The sequence below is a fragment of the Alishewanella maricola genome (genome assembly GCF_016343785.1).
Classification (GTDB): domain Bacteria; phylum Pseudomonadota; class Gammaproteobacteria; order Enterobacterales; family Alteromonadaceae; genus Alishewanella; species Alishewanella maricola.
On record NZ_JAEINI020000004.1, the window covers coordinates 348,545 to 367,444 of the forward strand.

Annotated in this window: 12 protein-coding genes and 1 pseudogene; 8 read left to right on the top strand and 5 right to left on the bottom strand. The window is 46.0% G+C overall.

The window, feature by feature from the left end; genetic code table 11:
• Together ccoO and ccoN are read right to left on the bottom strand one after the other, a co-directional pair.
• The gene (gene ccoO, locus JAO78_RS08700) at positions 1-609 is read right to left on the bottom strand and encodes a cytochrome-c oxidase, cbb3-type subunit II (RefSeq protein ID WP_226750979.1); all 609 of its coding nucleotides are present in this window, start codon (positions 607-609) and stop codon (positions 1-3) included.
• Between the two features lie 11 nt (positions 610-620).
• Positions 621-2,048, bottom strand: coding sequence for a cytochrome-c oxidase, cbb3-type subunit I (gene ccoN, locus JAO78_RS08705; protein WP_226750980.1), 1,428 nt, complete (start codon positions 2,046-2,048; stop codon positions 621-623).
• A gap of 284 nt (positions 2,049-2,332) precedes the next feature.
• Here ccoN and JAO78_RS08710 point away from each other — a divergent pair, with 284 nt between their 5' ends.
• Positions 2,333-2,758 carry a hypothetical protein gene (locus JAO78_RS08710; protein WP_226750981.1) on the top strand — a complete coding sequence of 142 codons (426 nt, stop codon included), beginning with the start codon at positions 2,333-2,335 and terminating at the stop codon, positions 2,756-2,758.
• Positions 2,759-2,842: 84 nt separating this feature from the next.
• Here JAO78_RS08710 and JAO78_RS08715 read toward each other — a convergent pair whose 3' ends face one another.
• Positions 2,843-3,694 (bottom strand): D-hexose-6-phosphate mutarotase, encoded by an 852-nt coding sequence (locus JAO78_RS08715; RefSeq protein ID WP_226750982.1) that lies wholly within the window; start codon positions 3,692-3,694, stop codon positions 2,843-2,845.
• Positions 3,695-3,792: 98 nt separating this feature from the next.
• Complete coding sequence (gene gap, locus JAO78_RS08720) at positions 3,793-4,800, bottom strand: type I glyceraldehyde-3-phosphate dehydrogenase (RefSeq protein ID WP_226750983.1); 1,008 nt, start codon at positions 4,798-4,800, stop codon at positions 3,793-3,795.
• A gap of 208 nt (positions 4,801-5,008) precedes the next feature.
• On the opposite strand from gap, the gene malQ reads away from it, so the two are divergent.
• From malQ to purT, 5 genes are all read left to right on the top strand, one after another.
• Positions 5,009-7,201 (top strand): 4-alpha-glucanotransferase, encoded by a 2,193-nt coding sequence (malQ, locus tag JAO78_RS08725; RefSeq protein WP_226750984.1) that lies wholly within the window; start codon positions 5,009-5,011, stop codon positions 7,199-7,201.
• A gap of 48 nt (positions 7,202-7,249) precedes the next feature.
• The gene (gene glgB / locus JAO78_RS08730; protein WP_226750985.1) at positions 7,250-9,439 is read left to right on the top strand and encodes a 1,4-alpha-glucan branching protein GlgB; all 2,190 of its coding nucleotides are present in this window, start codon (positions 7,250-7,252) and stop codon (positions 9,437-9,439) included.
• A 9-nt stretch (positions 9,440-9,448) separates the two neighbouring features.
• On the top strand, positions 9,449-11,497 hold the full coding sequence (glgX, locus tag JAO78_RS08735; RefSeq protein ID WP_226750986.1) for a glycogen debranching protein GlgX: 2,049 nt from the start codon (positions 9,449-9,451) through the stop codon (positions 11,495-11,497).
• Positions 11,498-11,583: 86 nt separating this feature from the next.
• Entirely contained in the window at positions 11,584-13,113 is a 1,530-nt protein-coding gene (gene gnd, locus JAO78_RS08740; RefSeq protein WP_226750987.1) for an NADP-dependent phosphogluconate dehydrogenase, read from the top strand.
• Positions 13,110-14,297, top strand: coding sequence for a formate-dependent phosphoribosylglycinamide formyltransferase (gene purT / locus JAO78_RS08745; protein WP_226750988.1), 1,188 nt, complete (start codon positions 13,110-13,112; stop codon positions 14,295-14,297). The genes gnd and purT overlap by 4 nt, the downstream gene beginning before the upstream one ends.
• 102 nt (positions 14,298-14,399) lie before the next feature.
• Here purT and JAO78_RS08750 read toward each other — a convergent pair.
• Positions 14,400-15,839: pseudogene (locus JAO78_RS08750) on the bottom strand (SLC13 family permease).
• Positions 15,840-16,417: 578 nt separating this feature from the next.
• Between JAO78_RS08750 and msrB the strand changes: the two are divergent.
• Together msrB and JAO78_RS08760 are read left to right on the top strand one after the other, a co-directional pair.
• Positions 16,418-16,801 (top strand): peptide-methionine (R)-S-oxide reductase MsrB, encoded by a 384-nt coding sequence (gene msrB / locus JAO78_RS08755; RefSeq protein ID WP_226750989.1) that lies wholly within the window; start codon positions 16,418-16,420, stop codon positions 16,799-16,801.
• Positions 16,802-16,941: 140 nt separating this feature from the next.
• Positions 16,942-18,393: a glyceraldehyde-3-phosphate dehydrogenase gene (locus JAO78_RS08760; protein WP_226750990.1), complete on the top strand. Its 1,452-nt coding sequence runs from the start codon at positions 16,942-16,944 to the stop codon at positions 18,391-18,393.
• The last annotated feature ends 507 nt before the right edge of the window (positions 18,394-18,900 follow it).

An 18,900-nucleotide genomic window follows, 5' to 3' on the forward strand; every position in this document is an offset into this window, starting at 1 on the left:
TTACTTTAAGGCTGTGCCCAGTGATTGCAGATACGCAATCAGGGCTTCCATTTCAGTTTTACCTTGCACTGCTTCAGCTGCACCTGCGATATCTTCATCCGTGTAAGGCACGCCGAACTTACGGAATATTTCTAATTTTTTCGCGGTATACTTGCCATCAAGCAGGTTAGCATCTAACCACGGGTAACCAGGCATATTTGACTGTGGCACCACTGAACGAGGATCCATTAAGTGAGCATAATGCCAGTCGTCGCTATACCGTTGACCCACACGAGCTAAGTCTGGACCCGTCCGCTTGGAACCCCACAAGAATGGGTGTTCCCAAACACTTTCACCGGCAACAGAGTAGTGACCATAACGTTCTACTTCAGCACGGAATGGACGCACCATCTGGCTGTGACAGTTGGTACAACCTTCACGAATGAAGATATCACGACCTTCCATCTGCAGCGCTGTATAAGGCTTTAAGCCATCAATCGGTTGCGTGGTTTCTTCCATAAACATCAAAGGCGTAATTTGTACTAGGGTACCGAAGCTGATGGCGACGATAGTTAACACCCCTAATAAGCCCACGCTTTTTTCGACTTTTTCATGATGATTCTTTTGCATGGTCAGTCTCCTTAAGCCGTTGCAACTGCAGGCTGTGCAGCGGGATGTTTACTACTTACCGTTTTGTAGACGTTGTAGGCCATGATTAACATACCTGTTACAACGAATACACCACCGATAAAACGCATCAGATAGAATGGCATAGAGGCTTCAAGGCTTTGTACAAAGCTGTAAGTCAGGGTGCCGTCAGTGTTCACTGCACGCCACATCATGCCCTGCATAATACCGCTGATCCACATAGCAACGATGTAAAGTACCACACCGATAGTGTGTAACCAGAAGTGAGTGTTGACCAGTTTTACGCTGTACATACCGGCCTTATTAAAGACAGTAGGGATTAAGTGGTACATCGCGCCGATTGAAATCATCGCAACCCAACCCAAAGCACCTGAGTGCACGTGGCCGATAGTCCAATCAGTATAGTGCGATAATGCATTAACTGATTTGATTGCCATCATTGGGCCTTCAAACGTCGACATACCATAGAATGATAAGGAAACGATTAAGAAGCGTAAGATAGGGTCGGTTTTCAGTTTATGCCATGCCCCTGACAGGGTCATGATACCGTTGATCATACCGCCCCAGCTTGGTACGAATAAAATCACTGACATCACCATACCTAAAGACTGAGTCCAGTCTGGCAGGGCAGTATAATGTAAGTGGTGTGGGCCTGCCCAAATATATAACGCAATCAGTGCCCAGAAGTGCACAATCGATAAGCGGTATGAGTAAACAGGGCGGCCTGATTGTTTAGGTACGAAGTAATACATCATCCCTAAGAAGCCTGCGGTTAATAGGAAGCCGACCGCATTGTGACCATACCACCACTGCACCATGGCATCGACAGCACCGGCATAAATGGAATAAGACTTAACTAAATTAAGTGGGATAACCATGCTGTTGACAATGTGCAGCGCAGCAACCGTGATAATAAAACCACCGTAGAACCAGTTAGCAACATAGATATGGCTGGTTTTACGTTTGGCTAAAGTACCAAAGAAAACAATCGCGAACGACACCCAAACGACAGTAATTAAAATATCGATTGGCCATTCTAGCTCGGCATATTCTTTACTTTGGCTAATACCCATCGGTAAGGTAACTGCCGCGGCAACAATAACCGCTTGCCAGCCCCAAAATGTAAACATGGCCAGCTTTTCAGCAAACAAACGGACCTGACAGGTGCGTTGCACAACATAATAACAAGTGGCGAACAAAGCACTGGTTCCGAACGCGAAGATAACCGCATTGGTGTGTAAGGGACGAAGACGGCTGTAGGTCAGCCACGGGGTGTCGAAGTTAAGCGCTGGCCAGTATAACTGGGCTGCAAGTAATACACCCACCACCATGCCAACAATACCCCATAATACGGTAGTGATGGCAAAGAGGCGGACAACGCTATAGTTGTATTCAACATTTAACGGTTTGGTCTGGCTCATGTTGAGTTCCGCTGCAGTTTTGCTGGTTACTAAATATACCACCTTAAGGTGGCCCTTCTTGTGATAGGTAGGTACTATCGGCACAATATTCTCAATGCCTAATCTTACCTACTATAATTGGCTCGAATGATACGAGTTTTACCGGTCAAAAGATAGGTAAAACAGCCGTTTTTATGATGTAGAACAAAGTCACTGTTCAATTTATCATCGCTTTTCGGCTACGCTGGTTTTTTTTATGCTGTTACGGTTAAAATAGCGTTTTAGCACAATCTAGTGGCAATAAATTGTTGATACGAACTGCGCTTAACGTTGTTATTTCTTTACTCTTTTTATTGGCGTTCACAGCATGTCAACCACCCGCCGAGAATACCAGTCAGCTACTGTTGCTGCAAACCGCGACGCTGCAACTCACGCTCTCTCCAGAGCATGCACCTGTAGAAACCCCTTTACAGCTCCGTTTACAAAGCCAAAAGCCTTTACGAGCCATCAGTGGTGAGCTCCAAGGTATTTCCATGTATATGGGGCGCATTCCGCTAGTCTGGCGCCAGCAAGCAGCAGAACAGCCTGAGGCGTTAACCACTTGGCAGGCCGAGCTGTTCTTGGGCGCTTGTAGCGATCCAAATATGCAGTGGCAATTACAATTGATTTTGGATTATCAAGATGGTGAACGTGAACTGCATCAGCTGCAGTTCACCTCAAGTTGGCGCTAACGCTGTGACTCTGTCTTTGTTAACTTGCAGTGGGTTAGGGTTATCAATCTGCAGTTGTGCCGATTTAATTTGGCGCTAGTGCCGTTACTCTGTTTTTGTTAGCTGCAATGTCTGTGTTAACTGCAATGGGCTAGGGGTAGCCATCTGCAGTTGTGCCGTTTCCACGCAGACAAATTCTTGATAACCGTGATCAGGCAAATCCGCCATCGCTTTGCTACGTTCTGCTGCCGGGTTCCACAGCACGGTGCTGTCATGCCCTTGTTGGTCAATAAGTAGCTGATAGTGACCGCTTTGCATGCTTAATTGCGCTGCTGGCTCAAGATACACCCGATCAATTTCTTGATTAAACACGACGGGTTCCGCTTCAATAAAATGTTGTTGCCTAACCTTATCCATAAAACGCTGACCCAAACCCTGCACGGTGCAAGCGTTCAGGGAGGGCACTTGGAAATAGCTGTGTAAAGCCGCTTGTTGTAACATGGGTTCGTCACATTCGAGTGTGATACTCAGCTTATCGGCATAAAGTCGCAAGCAAAGCGTTAAGCTGAGTGTTTTAGCCCGATGTCCAGGCATATCATCGATACTGATGCTTAAGGTTAGGCTATTAAAGTCGCTGTGCGCTTGGCTGTCGATATAGGTCCACATTCTATTGCGCACTAACCCATGATTGGGTACGGCTTGCTGCTCTGGGTTTAATTTGGCTTCAATTGGACCAAACCAAGGCCAGCAAATCGGTACCCCCCCGCGTAGCGGTTGTTGTTGATGCCAGCTTGCAAGTGGCGATAACCACAGCGTTTCTTGCCCAGGTTGCGGTTGATAAGACAGTAAATGCCCACCATAAAGTGACACCACTAAACTGGCTTGCTGAAACTGTAAGCGATAACAGGGTAAATCGGTAAGATGGGCAAAACCCAATTGTGCGCTTGCGCTTGACATGCTATTCCCCAACAACGGTGCTGTGATTATTAAAACGTTATTATAGGCTTAAACGCAAACAGCCAGCAAAGGCTGGCTGTTGTTGAAAAGCGTAAGGCTTAGAACTTCATTAATTCAACGGTGTTATCTAGCATACGGTTGCTAAAGCCCCACTCATTATCATACCAGCTCATCACTTTAACTAAACGGCCCAATACGCGTGTTTCAGTGGCATCAAAGATAGATGACATGGGGTTGTGGTTAAAGTCGATTGATACCAAAGGTAAATCGTTAACATGCAATACCTGATTCATCGGGCTGCTCGCAGCAGCTTGGCGAATAATATTATTCACTTCTTCCGCGTCGGTTTCACGACCGGCGATAAAGGTTAAATCAACCAACGACACATTTAACGTCGGTACCCGTACCGCTAAACCGTCAAATTTGCCTTTTAATTCAGGTACCACTAAACCCACGGCCGCTGCCGCACCGGTTTTGGTTGGGATCATAGACATGGCCGCTGCGCGAGCACGGCGCAAGTCAGTGTGATACACATCACTTAAACGTTGATCGTTAGTATAAGCATGGATAGTGGTCATTAAACCTGACTCAATACCCAGCGCCTCATATAAAGGTTTAGCAATCGGCGCTAAACAGTTAGTGGTACAAGATGCGTTAGAAATAATGTTCATCTCTGGCGTTAAAATCTGATGGTTAACACCATAGACAACCGTTGCATCGACATCTTTACCAGGTGCAGAAATAATCACTTTCTTGGCACCTGCGGTTAAATGCGCGCCAGCCGTTTTACGATCGGTAAACAGGCCAGTACATTCTAGTACGACATCTACTTTAAGCTCAGCCCAAGGTAAATCGGCAGGGTTACGAACGCTTAACGTGCGGATCTCATCGTTATTAACATAGATAGCCCGCTCATCATGCTTAACGTCAGCTGCGAAAATGCCATGGGCAGTATCATATTTTAATAAATGTGCATTAATTGACGCATCACCTAAGTCGTTAATAGCAACCACTTTAATATCGTAATTTTTGCTGCTCTCATAGAGTGCGCGTAGTACATTACGACCGATACGGCCGAAACCGTTAATAGCAACACGAATTGACATAAGAACCCCGCTGTTAAGTGCTAGACTAAGTTTTAAAAAGTAATATCAATATAATATGTAGTAAAATTACATTTTTTGCCACATTTTTCAAGCTTGAAAACTGTTTTGTTGGCTTTTTTGTAATTTTATGACATAAATTAGCTCATGACATCGGCATCTATGCCGCTTAGAATGCTTTATATTAGTTCTAATTTGCCAAGGAATTCCAATGGACGCAGCTTTACGGGCACAACTTATCGCTTTTAATGGTATCGAAACACATTTTAATGATGCCTGGGGCCAGCCGACAGAAGTCAGCGAAGTCAATCAATTAGCCTTATTAGCCGCAATGGGTTACCCGGTTGCAGATGATGACGCGACCCGCACAGAATTACTTGAACGACAACTCGATTTTTGGCAGCAGTTAATTGCCCCTGTTTCTGTCCAGCCGGTCGCGGAGCAATGGCAACTTGAAGTGCAAGTGCCATTAGCCTTGGCTAACACAGATTTTGTTTTGCAACTGATCACCGAGCAGGGCAAGGTAACGGATTATCCGTTAACGCCGGTTAATGGTGAGCTAACGCAAGTGACCGTGCTGCAAGAGGAAGAATATCAGCAATATTTACATGTCTTCGATGGGGCATTGCCGTTAGGTTATCATCAGTTGATCTTAACCTGCGCCGGCACAGAATTGTCAGTTAGCCAAAAACTGATTATTGCGCCTGAGCGCTGTTATCAACCGCCTGCCTTTACTGAACAAAAACAGTGGGGCACGGCAATCCAATTATATGCGCTGCGTTCAGCGCGAAATTGGGGCATTGGTGATTTTACTGATCTAAATAATTTAGTGCGTTACCTTGGAGCACATGGTGCTGATTTTGTTGGGTTAAATCCTATTCATGCGCTTTATCCCGCCATTGCCGATAATGCCAGCCCTTATAGCCCGTCTTCGCGGCGTTGGTTAAATATTATTTATCTTGATGTTACCGCTGTACCGGGCTACGCCCAATGTGCTGTTGCACAACAGCAAGTTAATAACACCGCGTTTCAGACGAAATTAAAAGCGGTGCGTGCCGCAGACTGGGTGGATTACCCCACCGTAATGATGTTAAAACTGCCTGTATTAAAAAGCTTATATCAGTGGCTGCAAACACAAAGCAAAAATCAGTCAAAACTTCTGGCTGCGTTTGCACAATTTAAAGCCGATGGCGGTGAGAGCTTACAGCAGCTAGCCTTGTATGATGCGCTACATGCTTGGTTGTATCAGCAAGACTCACAATATTGGGGTTGGCCAAACTGGCCAGAGCAATACCGTGATCCTAACGATGCCGCAGTACTACAATTTGCCCAAGAACACGCGGCGGAACTTGATTTTTATTGTTACCTGCAATTCCTGGCCACAGAGCAATTAGCGCAGGCGCAGCAACTGGCTAAAGACAGTGGCATGTTACTGGGTTTATACCGCGATTTAGCCGTAGGCGTGAGTGAAGCGTCGACTGAGATCTGGGGTAACCCTGAACTGTATTGTCGTGATGCCAGTGTAGGTGCTCCGCCTGATCCATTAGGGCCGGCCGGACAAAACTGGGGGCTGCCACCAATGAAGCCTTATCAGTTATATCAGCAAGCTTACCAGCCGATGATTGATTTATTTCGCAGTAATATGCAAAACGCGGGGGCGCTGCGCATTGACCATGTGATGGCGCTTCTGCGGTTGTGGTGGGTACCTAAGGCCGCAACTAATGCCGGTGGCGGTGCTTATGTGTATTATCCTATTATGGATTTGCTCGGGATCTTAGCCTTAGAAAGTCAGCGGCAACAGGCGGTAATTATTGGTGAAGACCTAGGTACGGTGCCAGACGGTATTCGCGAGTTATTGCAGCAATTTGGCATGTACTCTTATCGGGTATTCTTTTTTGAAACGGCTGCCGATGGTGGTTATATTTCGCCAGCACACTACCCGCAACAAGCAATGGCGACACTCAGTACGCATGACTTGCCTACCTTAATTGGTTTTTGGCATTGTGAAGATTTAAAACTGGGCAAAGCACTGGGGTTATATCAAGATGAAGCGCAATTAGAGCAGCTTTATCATCAGCGTCATCATAATAAACAACGTATTTTAGATTCTTTGCATGGCCATAACTTGCTACCTGCTGATTACCCCCGTAGTGTTGATCAGCTAGCCATGGACAGGGTACTCAATTTTGCCTTACAGCAACATTTAGCCAGCGGTCGCTCACAATTATTATGTTTACAAATCGAAGACTGGTTAGAAATGACGCAACCAGTCAATGTGCCTGGCACCAGTAACGAATATCCAAACTGGCGACGTAAATTAAGCCGTGATCTGGAGCAATGGACCACCGAAGCACCGATCAATGATTTATTAAAGCAACTCGCACTTCGCCGTAAAGGCCAGTAATTGTGTTGACTCTGGATTAAGCAACAATAATAAGATAAGGACAAGGTAATGAACTTAACGTTTTTTGCAGAAGCGCGCTGCAGACAGCCCTTTAGTGTTTTAGGTTGGCAGTTAATGCAACCAGACAATAAAAATAAAGGCTTAGTGTTACGCTGCTATCTACCTCATGCGAGTGAAGTTGAAGCTTTTGACGCTAAGACGGATAAAAGCTTAGGACAATTAGCTGCAGTGATAGGCTGTCCGGGGGTGTTTGAACTGGCGCAGCCCAGAAAACGTAAAGCCGTGCCTTATTATTTTCAAGTAAAGCAAGGACAACACCAATACCGTTTAGTTGATCCCTATCAGTTTTCTGATCAAGCCTACTATGCTGTGCATTTTGTGCATTCCCAGCCAGAAAATTTATACCGCCAGTTAGGCGCTCAGCTGATCACTTTAGATTTTGCTGGTAAAAGCCTTCCGGCGACTCGCTTTGCCGTATACGCGCCGGATGCCAGCACCGTCAGTTTGGTTGGCGATATGAACCATTGGGATGGCCGTTGTCATCCGATGGAGCGCACCGAATGCGGGCATTGGGTATTAGTGATACCTGAAATCGCCACTGGTACTCGTTATAAATTTGAAGTTAAAAACAAACATGGCGATTTATTACCGCATAAAGCCGATCCGCTGGCGTTTTATGCTGAGCAATATCCGTCACATGCATCCTTAGTTTATGATCATGCTGCTTATCAGTGGCAAGATCAGAACTGGACAACACGAAAGGCTGGCAATGTCTATCAAAGTGCGATGAGCATCTATGAGGTGCATCCAGGCTCTTGGCGTCGTGACAGCGACAATGCCCCGCTGAGTTATCAAGCGCTTGCTGCACAGTTAATTCCTTATGTGCTTGAGATGGGATATACCCACATCGAACTGATGCCGATTATGGAACACCCCTTTGATGGTTCTTGGGGCTATCAGCCATTGGGCTTATTTGCGCCGACTTCTCGCTTTGGTCATCCAGATGACTTTAAAGCCTTTGTCGATGCTTGCCATCAGGCCGGTATTGGCGTGATTTTAGATTGGGTGCCGGCGCACTTCCCTGAAGACGGCCATGGCTTAGCACGGTTTGATGGCAGTTGTTTATACGAATACGAAGATCCGCGTCGTGGCTGGCACCCAGATTGGAATTCCTGCATTTATGACTTTGGTAAAGACTATGTGCGACAGTTTCTAGTAGCCAGTGCTCTTTATTGGCTCGAACACTTCCACATTGATGGGATCCGTGTCGATGCCGTGGCCTCGATGTTGTATTGGGATTATTCTCGAAATGCGGGAGAGTGGGTGCCAAATATTGATGGGGGTAATCATAACTATGAAGCCATTAGTTTGTTTCAATGGCTTAACCGTGAAGTGTATAGCAAGTTCCCTTTAGCGATGACCATTGCGGAAGAGTCAACCTCGTTTCCTCAAGTATCACGCCCCACTGATAGTGGTGGCTTAGGCTTTGGCTTCAAGTGGAATATGGGCTGGATGAATGACAGCTTGCGCTATATCAGTAAAGATCCGGCTTATCGGCAGTATCATCATGGCGATCTGACGTTTTCAATGGTTTATGCCTATAACGAAAACTTCATTTTACCGTTATCGCATGATGAAGTCGTGCATGGTAAAGGCAGTTTGTTAGAAAAAATGCCGGGTGATGAATGGCAAAAAGCGGCCAATATGCGTGCCTTTTTAGCCTTTATGTTTGCCCATCCGGGTAAGAAAATGAATTTTATGGGCATTGAATTTGCGCAGGCGCGAGAATGGTCGCACTCACAAAGCTTGGATTGGCACTTACTGAGCTTTGATAAGCATCGCGGTATGCAACAACTTTTTCGTGATTTAAACCATACCTATCGCGGTCATACGCCCTTGTACCAATTAGATTATGACACTGCCGGTTTTGGTTGGTTAGATCATCAGGATGCCGCACACAGTAACGTAAGCTTGTTTCGGCAAGATGCCGCAGGCGAGCGGGTTTATGTGGTCAGTAATTTTACCCCGATCCCACGCAATGATTTTTGTTTAGGTGTGGCACAGGCCGGTGAATACGAAATCATTTTAAATACCGATAGCGAACATTACTGGGGCAGTAACTATCCGGTGCAGCAAGCACCTTTGCTAGCGCTTGAGCAGGCTATGCACGGTCAGGCTTGTCGTATCGTGTTAAATTTACCGCCATTATCGACGTTATACATTCGACAAAAAATCTAAGGAAATACCATGACCGCCGTCATTGGGTTGTTAAAAATGTCTGTTGGCCAGCCGAGTCCGTTAGGGGCGAGCCTAGTGCAAGCAGAAACGTGGAATTTTGCTGTGTATGCTCCAGATGCCAGTGAACTGACCTTGTGTTTGTTTCTGCCCGATACCGAAGAGTTGCTTGCCGAGATCCCCTTTCAAGGCCGCACTGGTGAAATTTGGCATGTGGCGGTCAGTGGTATTGAACAAGGCTCTTTATATGCGCTAAAAGCGGCTGGCCCCAATATTCCAGATGCAGGTTTACGTTTTGATAAAGAGCGTTTATTACTTGACCCGTACTGTCGTAAGTTAAATCGGCCGCAAATGTGGCAAGAACGCCAGTACGCTAGCCACAGTCATTATTCTTTAGCGAAAGGGGTGTTAGAACAGGCTCCATTTGACTGGCAAGATAGTGTTAAACCTGCAATCCCTCGGGAAAAAACCGTCATTTATGAAGCCCATGTCAAAGGCATGACCATGCAACATCCCGATGTGCCTGAGCATTTGCGCGGGACCTATTTGGGCTTGTGTCATCCGGCGATTATTGAACATCTGTTAGCGCTCGGCATTACCACGGTGCAATTATTGCCAGTGGCTTCTTTTATGGCCGAGCCGCGGCTCAGTGCGTTACGTTTAACCAATTATTGGGGTTATAACCCGCTGAATTTTTTTGCACCGGAACCGCGTTATCAGTATGAAGATGCAGTAGCCGAGTTCAAAACCATGGTGCGCACCTTGCATCAACATGGCTTAGAAGTCATTTTAGATGTGGTGTTTAATCACACGGCTGAAGCGGGTGAAGATGGCCCAGTGCTTAGTTTTCGTGGTTTAGCGAATCGGCAGTATTATCTGTTTCATAGCCATGGTGAAATGATTGATTACCAAAATTATTGTAATTTTACGGGGTGTGGCAATACCTTGAATGTGTCGCATCCGATGATGCAGCGTATGATAATGGATGCCTTGCGTTATTGGTTAACCGAGATGCAGGTAGATGGTTTTCGCTTTGATTTAGCCGTGACACTGGGCCGGGAGTTTAAACGCTACAATCCGTTTGCGGCTTTCTTTCAAATCGTTGCGCAAGATCCGGTGATCAGTAAAGCTAAGCTGATTGCGGAGCCTTGGGATGTCGGGCCTTTTGGCTATCATTTGGGGCAATTTCCGGCGCACTGGTCTGAGCTTAATGATAAATGTCGTGATACTTTTCGGGCGTTTTGGCGTGGCGATCAAGGGGTGCTCCCCGAATTTGCTACACGTTTATTAGGCTCGCGCGATATTTTTCAAAAACATCATAAGCCCGCCAGTTGCAGTGTGAACTATATTAGCTATCACGATGGCTTTACGCTTAGAGATTTAGTCAGTTACAACGACAAACACAATTGGCTAAACGGTGAAGAAAACCGCGATGGCCACGGCCATAATCTGAGTAAGAATCATGGTGCGGAAGGTGTGACCTCGGATGAAGCCATTATTAATGCCCGTAATCAACATCGACGTAATTTGGTTGCCACTTTAGTACTTAGCCAAGGGATGATCCATTGGTTAGGCGGCGACGAGCTAAGTCATACTCAGCATGGCAATAACAATGCGTACTGCCAAGATAATCCGATTTCTTGGTTAAATTGGCAGTTAGATGGGCCCGCCACTAAGTTTCTGAAATTCGTACAACAAATGCTGAAAATGCGCCAGTCATTATGTTGTTTACAGCAAATCAGCTTATTAGACGATAACTACCAAAAACATGGTGATAAACACCACGTGCACTGGTATTTAATGGATGGCACCGATATGAGCGAACCGAATTGGCATGAATCTGATCGGCACAGTTGCATGGTGGATATTGTTAATGACAATAGCGGTCAACGTTTGTTATGCATCCTAAATGCATCGGATAAAAATCAAGCGGTTAGCATTCCGGCGCCCTTGCGCAACTTATTGTTTGACACGTCAGTGAATGACGGTTTAACGCCCACTACAGCGGTGCGTAAAGATAAGTGGTTGCAAAGCGCTTATAGCTTATCGGTCTGGCAGTAGGTTTATGCTGGCATATAGCCTATAATGCGCGGCATTTTTCGACCCGCGCCAGTTTGCGCGCTTTCAACGTTGTTAAGGATCGTTAGATGACAGACAGCACAACTCTGTGTGAAATTGGTTTTGTTGGGGCAGGGGTAATGGGTAAAAACCTTATTCTCAACCTGGCAGATAACGGCTATCGAGTGGCGGCTTTTGACCTTGATAACCAGAAATTAGAGGCTGTACTAGCACAAGATGCGGCAGAGCAAGGCGATAAAGGCCCCCGAGTTGTCGGGTGTAGCTCTTACACCGAATTGTTATCACGCTTATCTGCGCCTCACCTAATAGTGTTATCCGTGCCTGCGGGCAAAGCCGTTGACGATGTGTGTCATAAATTGATCGATGCCGGTATTCAAGCCGATGACATCGTAGTCGATACTGGTAACAGTCTGTGGACGGATACTGTCGCGCGAGAAAAAAGCTACGAAGGTAAATTTATCTTTTTCTCCACGGCCGTGTCAGGTGGTGAAGTGGGTGCCCGGTTTGGCCCTTCTTTAATGCCCAGTGGCGATCCTTACGCGTGGACCCGCATTAAACCGATGTGGCAAGCGATTGCCGCCAAAGTTGATCCTGCTACCGGTAAACCCATCGAACGCTTTGAGCCGGGTAATCCAGTGACAGAAGGTGAACCTTGTGCGGCCTATATTGGCCCCAGTGGTTCTGGCCATTATGTCAAAATGGTGCACAACGGTATCGAATATGCCGATATGCAGCTGATTTGCGAAGCCTATCAAGTGATGCGAGATGTGTTAGGCATGTCGGCGGCGGCCATTGGTGAGATTTTCGTGCAATGGAATGATGGCCCACTGCACAGTTATTTAATGGATATCAGTGCCCAAGTCTTAGCCACTAAAGACAGCGAAACCGGCTTACCGCTGGTTGATGTTATTTTAGATAAAGCCGGTCAAAAAGGCACGGGCCTGTGGACTGCCGTCAGCAGTTTACAATTAGGTAGCCCCGCGCCTACCATCGCTGAAGCGGTATATGCTCGCGCGATTTCTGGCTTAAAAGCTGAACGGGTGAAAGCTGCAACGGTACTGGCCGGTCCTGCTCAAAATTTATTTTCAGAAGAACAGCAAGCCGACATGATCCAAGCACTGCATGATGCTTTGTATTGTGCCAAAATTTGCGTGTATGCACAGGGCTTTCATCTGATGAAAACGGCTGCGGCCGAGCATGGTTGGCAGTTAAATTTTGCCGAAATCGCTAAGATTTGGCGTGCGGGCTGTATTATTCGAGCGGTGTTTTTACAATCTATCACTGAAGCTTACGAGCGAAACGACGAGTTGGAAAACCTGTTGTTGGATCCGTTTTTCTCAAAGCAAATTTCAGTGTACCAACAAAACTGGCGCAAAGCCGTGGCCAACGCGTCGCTGGCGGGGATCCCCGTGGCCGCGTTAAGTTCAGCTTTAAGTTACTACGATGCTTATCGCACTGCGGTATTACCGGCTAATTTATTGCAAGGCCAGCGTGATTTCTTTGGTGCTCATACCTTTGAGCGCACGGATAAAACCAAGGGTAAAACCTATCATGTTGATTGGAGTCGTCCTGAACGGCCAATGGTGAAAGTAAAATGAGCGTTGTCATTGGAACACCCGGCACAAGCAGCAGCACTAAGGTATTGTTATTAGGCGCTGGTGAATTAGGTAAAGAATTGTGTTTAGAATTAAAGCGTTATGGCTGTGAAGTGGTAGCGGTTGATCGTTATCCTAATGCTCCTGCTATGCAAGTAGCGGATAAAGCGGTAGTGATCTCTATGCTAGACAATGCCGCACTGAGACAGCTGGTGATCACTGAAAAACCGGCGTTAATTGTGCCAGAGCTAGAGGCGATCGCGACTTCTGTGCTGATTGAACTCGAAGCCGCAGGTTTTAATGTGGTTCCCAGTGCTCAAGCGGTTAATTTAACCATGAACCGCGAAGGGATCCGCCGTTTAGCTGCAGAAACTTTGCAGTTGCCTACTTCCAATTATCAATTTGCCAGCGATAAAGCCGGTTATCTGGCTGCGGTGGCTGCGATAGGTTATCCCTGTGTGGTCAAACCGATTATGTCTTCTTCTGGCAAAGGGCAAAGCGTATTACGCAGCGATGCCGATGTTGAAGCAGCATGGGTTCATGCGCAAGAAGGCGGCCGTGCCGGTAAAGGCCGTATCATTGTCGAAGGCTTTGTTGATTTTGATTATGAAATTACCTTACTGACGGTAAATTCTATTTCAGGCATTCAGTTCTGCGATCCGATTGGCCACCGGCAAGAGCAAGGTGATTATCGTGAAAGTTGGCAGCCGCAGCAGATGTCAGTTGTCGCTGCGCAAAAAGCCCAACAGTATGCTACTGCCGTGGTAAAAGCTTTGGGTGGCAAAGGCTTATTTGGTGTTGAGCTTTTTGTTAAAGGCGATGAAGTATGGTTTAGCGAAGTGTCACCGCGGCCACACGATACCGGTATGGTGACCTTGATTTCACAGCAGTTAAGTGAATTTGCACTGCACGCTCGTGCGATCTTGGGTTTACCTATTCCTAGCATTAAACACTTCGGCCCAGCTGCCTCGGCGGTATTATTGGTGCCTGGGCACAGCCAAAATATTCAATATCATATTGGTGCGGCGGCATTAATGCAGCCCGATACGGAACTGCGTATTTTTGGTAAGCCCGAAGTACAAGGCGAGCGGCGCATGGGGGTAGCTTTAGCTTTGGCTGACGATACTGATAAAGCCTGTGCTAAAGCCTTAGCCGTTATCGCTGAATTAAAAGTTGAATTAAGCTAGTTTATCGCGGTTTTCAGCACCCATAACAAAGAAAAACCCACTGCAGTTTGTTCGCTGCAGTGGGTTTTTTTATGGTGATAAATAAGGTTGCGTAAAAACGGATTAAAACGCAAACACCCAACGCGCTAAAAATAAGCTGGTTAAGCTCACCAACAAGACGGCAAAGAGATTTAAAACAAAACCGGCTTTAACCATGTCCGCAATACGTAAATGACCAGATGAAAAGACAATGGCATTGGGCGGGGTGGCTACCGGCATCATAAAGGCACAGCTGGCTGCAATGGCAGCCGGGATCACCAAGGTCATTGGCGAGCCTGACATGGCTAACGATATGGGCGCTAGCAAGGGTAAAAAGCCTGCTGCTGTCGCGGTATTACTGGTGACTTCGGTCAAAAATACGATAACAGTCGTCACGAGCACCACCATCAGCCACAGCGGCATGTTGTCGAGTAACATCACTTGCTCAGCGATATAACTGGCTAAACCACTTTTACTGATCAGCGCGGCGAGGCTTAAACCGCCACCAAACAACATTAGGATCCCCCAAGGCAACTGCTTGGTTTCTTCCCAAGTTAAAATGCGGGTGTTTTTACTGTCCAAAGGCAATACTAAGATTAATACCGCTGCAAGCATCGCAATGATAGTGTCATCTAACGGTAAACCGGTGAGTTTGACTAAAAACGGACGTGTGATCCATAGTAAGGCAGTCAGGGCGAAAATAATCAGTACCGCTTTTTCACCTCGCTGCATCTTACCCTGCACAATCAACTTTTGGTGGAATAAGTTACGGGTGTTGGCAATCTTAACTTGGTCGAGTTTATAAGCAAATTTGGTTAGCCATAACCAACAACCGAACAACATGGCAACGGACAGCGGTAATCCCACAATCATCCACTCAACAAAACCAATCCGAATGCCTTAGGTATCTTGTAAAAACGCGGCCATAAAAGCGTTAGGAGGTGTACCAATTAAGGTTGCTAAACCGCCAATCGAGGCAGCATAAGCCACGGCTAATAAAATAGCCTTGCTAAAGTCATTTTCGCTAGGTTGTTTATCTTGCTCTAACATGCGAGTAATAGACAGTGCAATGGGTAACATCATTACCGCGGTTGCCGTGTTCGACATCCACATTGATAAGAACGCCGTGACTAACATAATACCGCCAATTTGCTGGCTGGGTTTACTGCCCACAATCAGCATGGTATGCAAGGCGATACGGGTATGCAAAGACCAACGTTCCATGGCAATTGAGATTATAAATCCGCCCAAGAATAAAAAAATCAATGGATGGGCATAAGACTGTGCCACGGCGCTTAAATTATTTAAATCGAGCAAGGGTGCCACGAGTAAAGGTAAAAAGGCAGTGGCAGGGATGGGAACGGCTTCACTGATCCACCAACTTGCCATCCAAGCGGTTAAACCTATGACTAACCAGCTAGGTTCATTCATACCAAAAGGTGCGGGTAGCACTAAGGTGAATAGCATCAACAATGGGCCAATCAGCAGCGCCAAAAATGGGGTTTTTGTTTCGTTAACTGTCATGATGAGCTCCTAGAAACGGTATTGCAGACCTAACGCGATCGAGGTGTCAGTCTCATCGGTCAACGCTAACTGGGTAACAAAGAAATACGCAAACAGATAATCGACACCTGCAGTATAGTGATTTGCAGCGCTCTATTGTCTAATTTCTGAAGTATCACGGCCAAGTTGTAGTTTGGATGGCTAATCGCCAGCGGCATACTGCAGGCTGATATAACCGCCCGTAACTTTACATTAGCCTCATTTTGTTCCGTGTATTACAGTATAAGAGTAATTTACCTTAAGGCCCGTCGATGGGCTACCCGTTAGTATTGATTTACCTCAACAAATAGCAAGCTAGCGTATCGATAAGTGCTATGGTTAAGTGATGTTATTACGGCGGGTTAATGCTGGCTAAGCCCACTTAAATGATGCTTACAGCTAGCCAGTTTTGTTGATTCATTTTGCTATAAGCTTGTTTTAATGCCAAAGCCATTAGCAATCGTTACGCTTTTATCTAGGTCAGAGACAAACTGATTGAGCCAAGCACAAAGCGCAGCGTATATTGATGTCAGCGTTAAAAGATAATACAGGAGTATTAAATGAAATTATCAGAAGCAGAATGGCGGCAGCGTTTAACTGAAGAACAATTTCGAGTGACCCGCTTAAAAGGCACAGAATATCCTTTCACAGGTGAATTATTACATCATACCGCCGCAGGCACTTATCACTGTGTCTGTTGCGGTACAGAATTATTTAATGCCAGCACGAAGTTTGATGCCGGTTGTGGCTGGCCCAGTTTTTATCAATCGTTAGCGGGGAAGGTGCGTTATGAAGAAGACCACAGTCATGGTATGCAACGCATTGAAATTGTTTGTAATAATTGCGATGCCCACTTAGGCCATGTGTTTGAAGACGGGCCTGCGCCAACCGGGCAGCGCTACTGTGTTAATTCAGCTTCATTAACTTTCACTCATAAGACTTAAGCCTATATTTAAGCTGTAAGTGTTGTGGTAGGGTTTCATAATCAATTACAATAGGCCGCCTTATAAAAACCGCTGTATCCTACAGAAAAGCGGCTTAGGCACACCGATTAATTCATTTTATTGAAGTAAAAGGCCTAATAATGACCCTATCACACGCAGAACAGTATCAAAAAAGCTGGCAGGAACGCCAGGAATACGCCGAAAACATGTTACCTATCATTGGTCGGCTTTATCGTAATAAAGGCATTGAGGTGGTTATCTATGGGCGGCCTCTGGTTAACGCTACCACCATTGATATTATTAAAGCGCATAAAACAGTAGAGCGGTTCGAAGGCCAAAAATTACGCCTTCGCGAGAGTTTTCCGTTATTAGAAGCCATCAGTAAAATGAATTTGGCACCCGGTCGGGTAGATATTGGTAAATTGGCTTACGCCTATTTATATAAAGACAATGCAACAGGCCTAACGCTTGAGCAATATTTAGCTCAAGAGCTAGCGGATATTCTTGATCATGAAGATCAAGTGACACCCGTCGATGTTGTGCTCTATGGTTTTGGTCGAATTGGCCGCTTAGTTGCCCGCTTAATGTTAGAGCGCTCAGGCCCTAGCAGTAAATTACGTTTAAAAGCGATAGTGGTACGTGGCGGTAAAAAAGGTGACTTAGAAAAACGCGCCAGCTTATTACGTCGCGATTCTATTCATGGCCCTTTCAATGGCAGCATTACGGTCGATGAAGAGAACCAAGGCATTAAAGCTAACGGTACTTTTATCAAAGTGATTTACGCCAATTCGCCAGAGCAAGTTGATTACACGCAATACGGTATTGATAACGCGCTGATCGTCGATAACACCGGTATATTTAAAGACGATAAAGAATTATCCATTCACTTGCAAAGCAAAGGTGCGGCTCGTGTGTTAATTACCGCACCGGCTAAAGGTGAAGTACCGAACGTGGTATATGGTGTTAACCAGCATATGATCACGCCAGAGCATAAAATTGTTTCTGCAGCCAGTTGTACCACCAATGCCATTACGCCAGTATTAAAAGCACTGCAAGATGAGTACGGTATTCGCAATGGTCACGTAGAAACCGTGCACTCTTATACCAACGATCAAAACCTGATTGATAACTTCCACAAAGCCGATCGCCGTGGCCGTGCTGCGCCGTTAAATATGGTGTTAACCTCAACGGGTGCCGCCAGTGCGGTGGCTAAAGCTTTGCCTGAATTAAAAGGTAAGTTAACCGGTAATGCGATCCGTGTGCCAACGCCAAACGTGTCAATGGCGATATTATCGTTAAACTTGAATCGCGAAACCAACAAAGATGAGTTAAACGATTTCTTGCAGCGCACGTCACTGTTCTCTGAGTTGCAAGATCAAATCGATTTTACCAGTTCAACCGAAATCGTTTCTTCTGACTTAGTGGGCTCGCGTTACGCAGGTGTGGTTGACTCACAAGCCACTATCGTTGATGGCGACCGTTGCGTGTTATACGTGTGGTATGACAACGAGTTTGGTTACAGTGTGCAGGTTACTCGCGTAATGAATGAAATGGCGGGTATTAAATACCCAACTTTACCTATCGCGAAATAATTTTTCGCCATTTTGAAAGCCCGCTGTTTGCGGGCTTTTTTATGCCTGTTGTTTGCTGTTGTGTAGAAATATGTTAGCTAGTAGCGCTGTTTAGTGATGGCGGCAGGATGCGGCTTAGAGCGAAGAGCAGAGATACCTGCCGCACCAAAATGTCTATGCGTATATCTGCAATAACTTATTAAATAAACAACGTTTTCGCCGTTGGCGAGTGACTTTCTTTTGTGTCGCCAAAAGAAAGTTACCAAAGAAAATGCAACCCACGTTGCGGCTGTCAACGTAATGGGATGTAAAAGCACATCAGATTTAGGCGTGTTTCGGTTTTAAGATTATTACGGCTAAGAGCAAATAATAGACATTCCTGCTGCACCAAAATGTCTATGCGCATGTCTGCAATAACTTATTAAATAAACAACGTTTTCGCTGTTGGCGAGTAACTTTCTTTTGTTTCGCCAAAATAAAGTCACCAAAGAAAATGCGACCCACGTTGCGGCGAAAGCCCGTTCAATT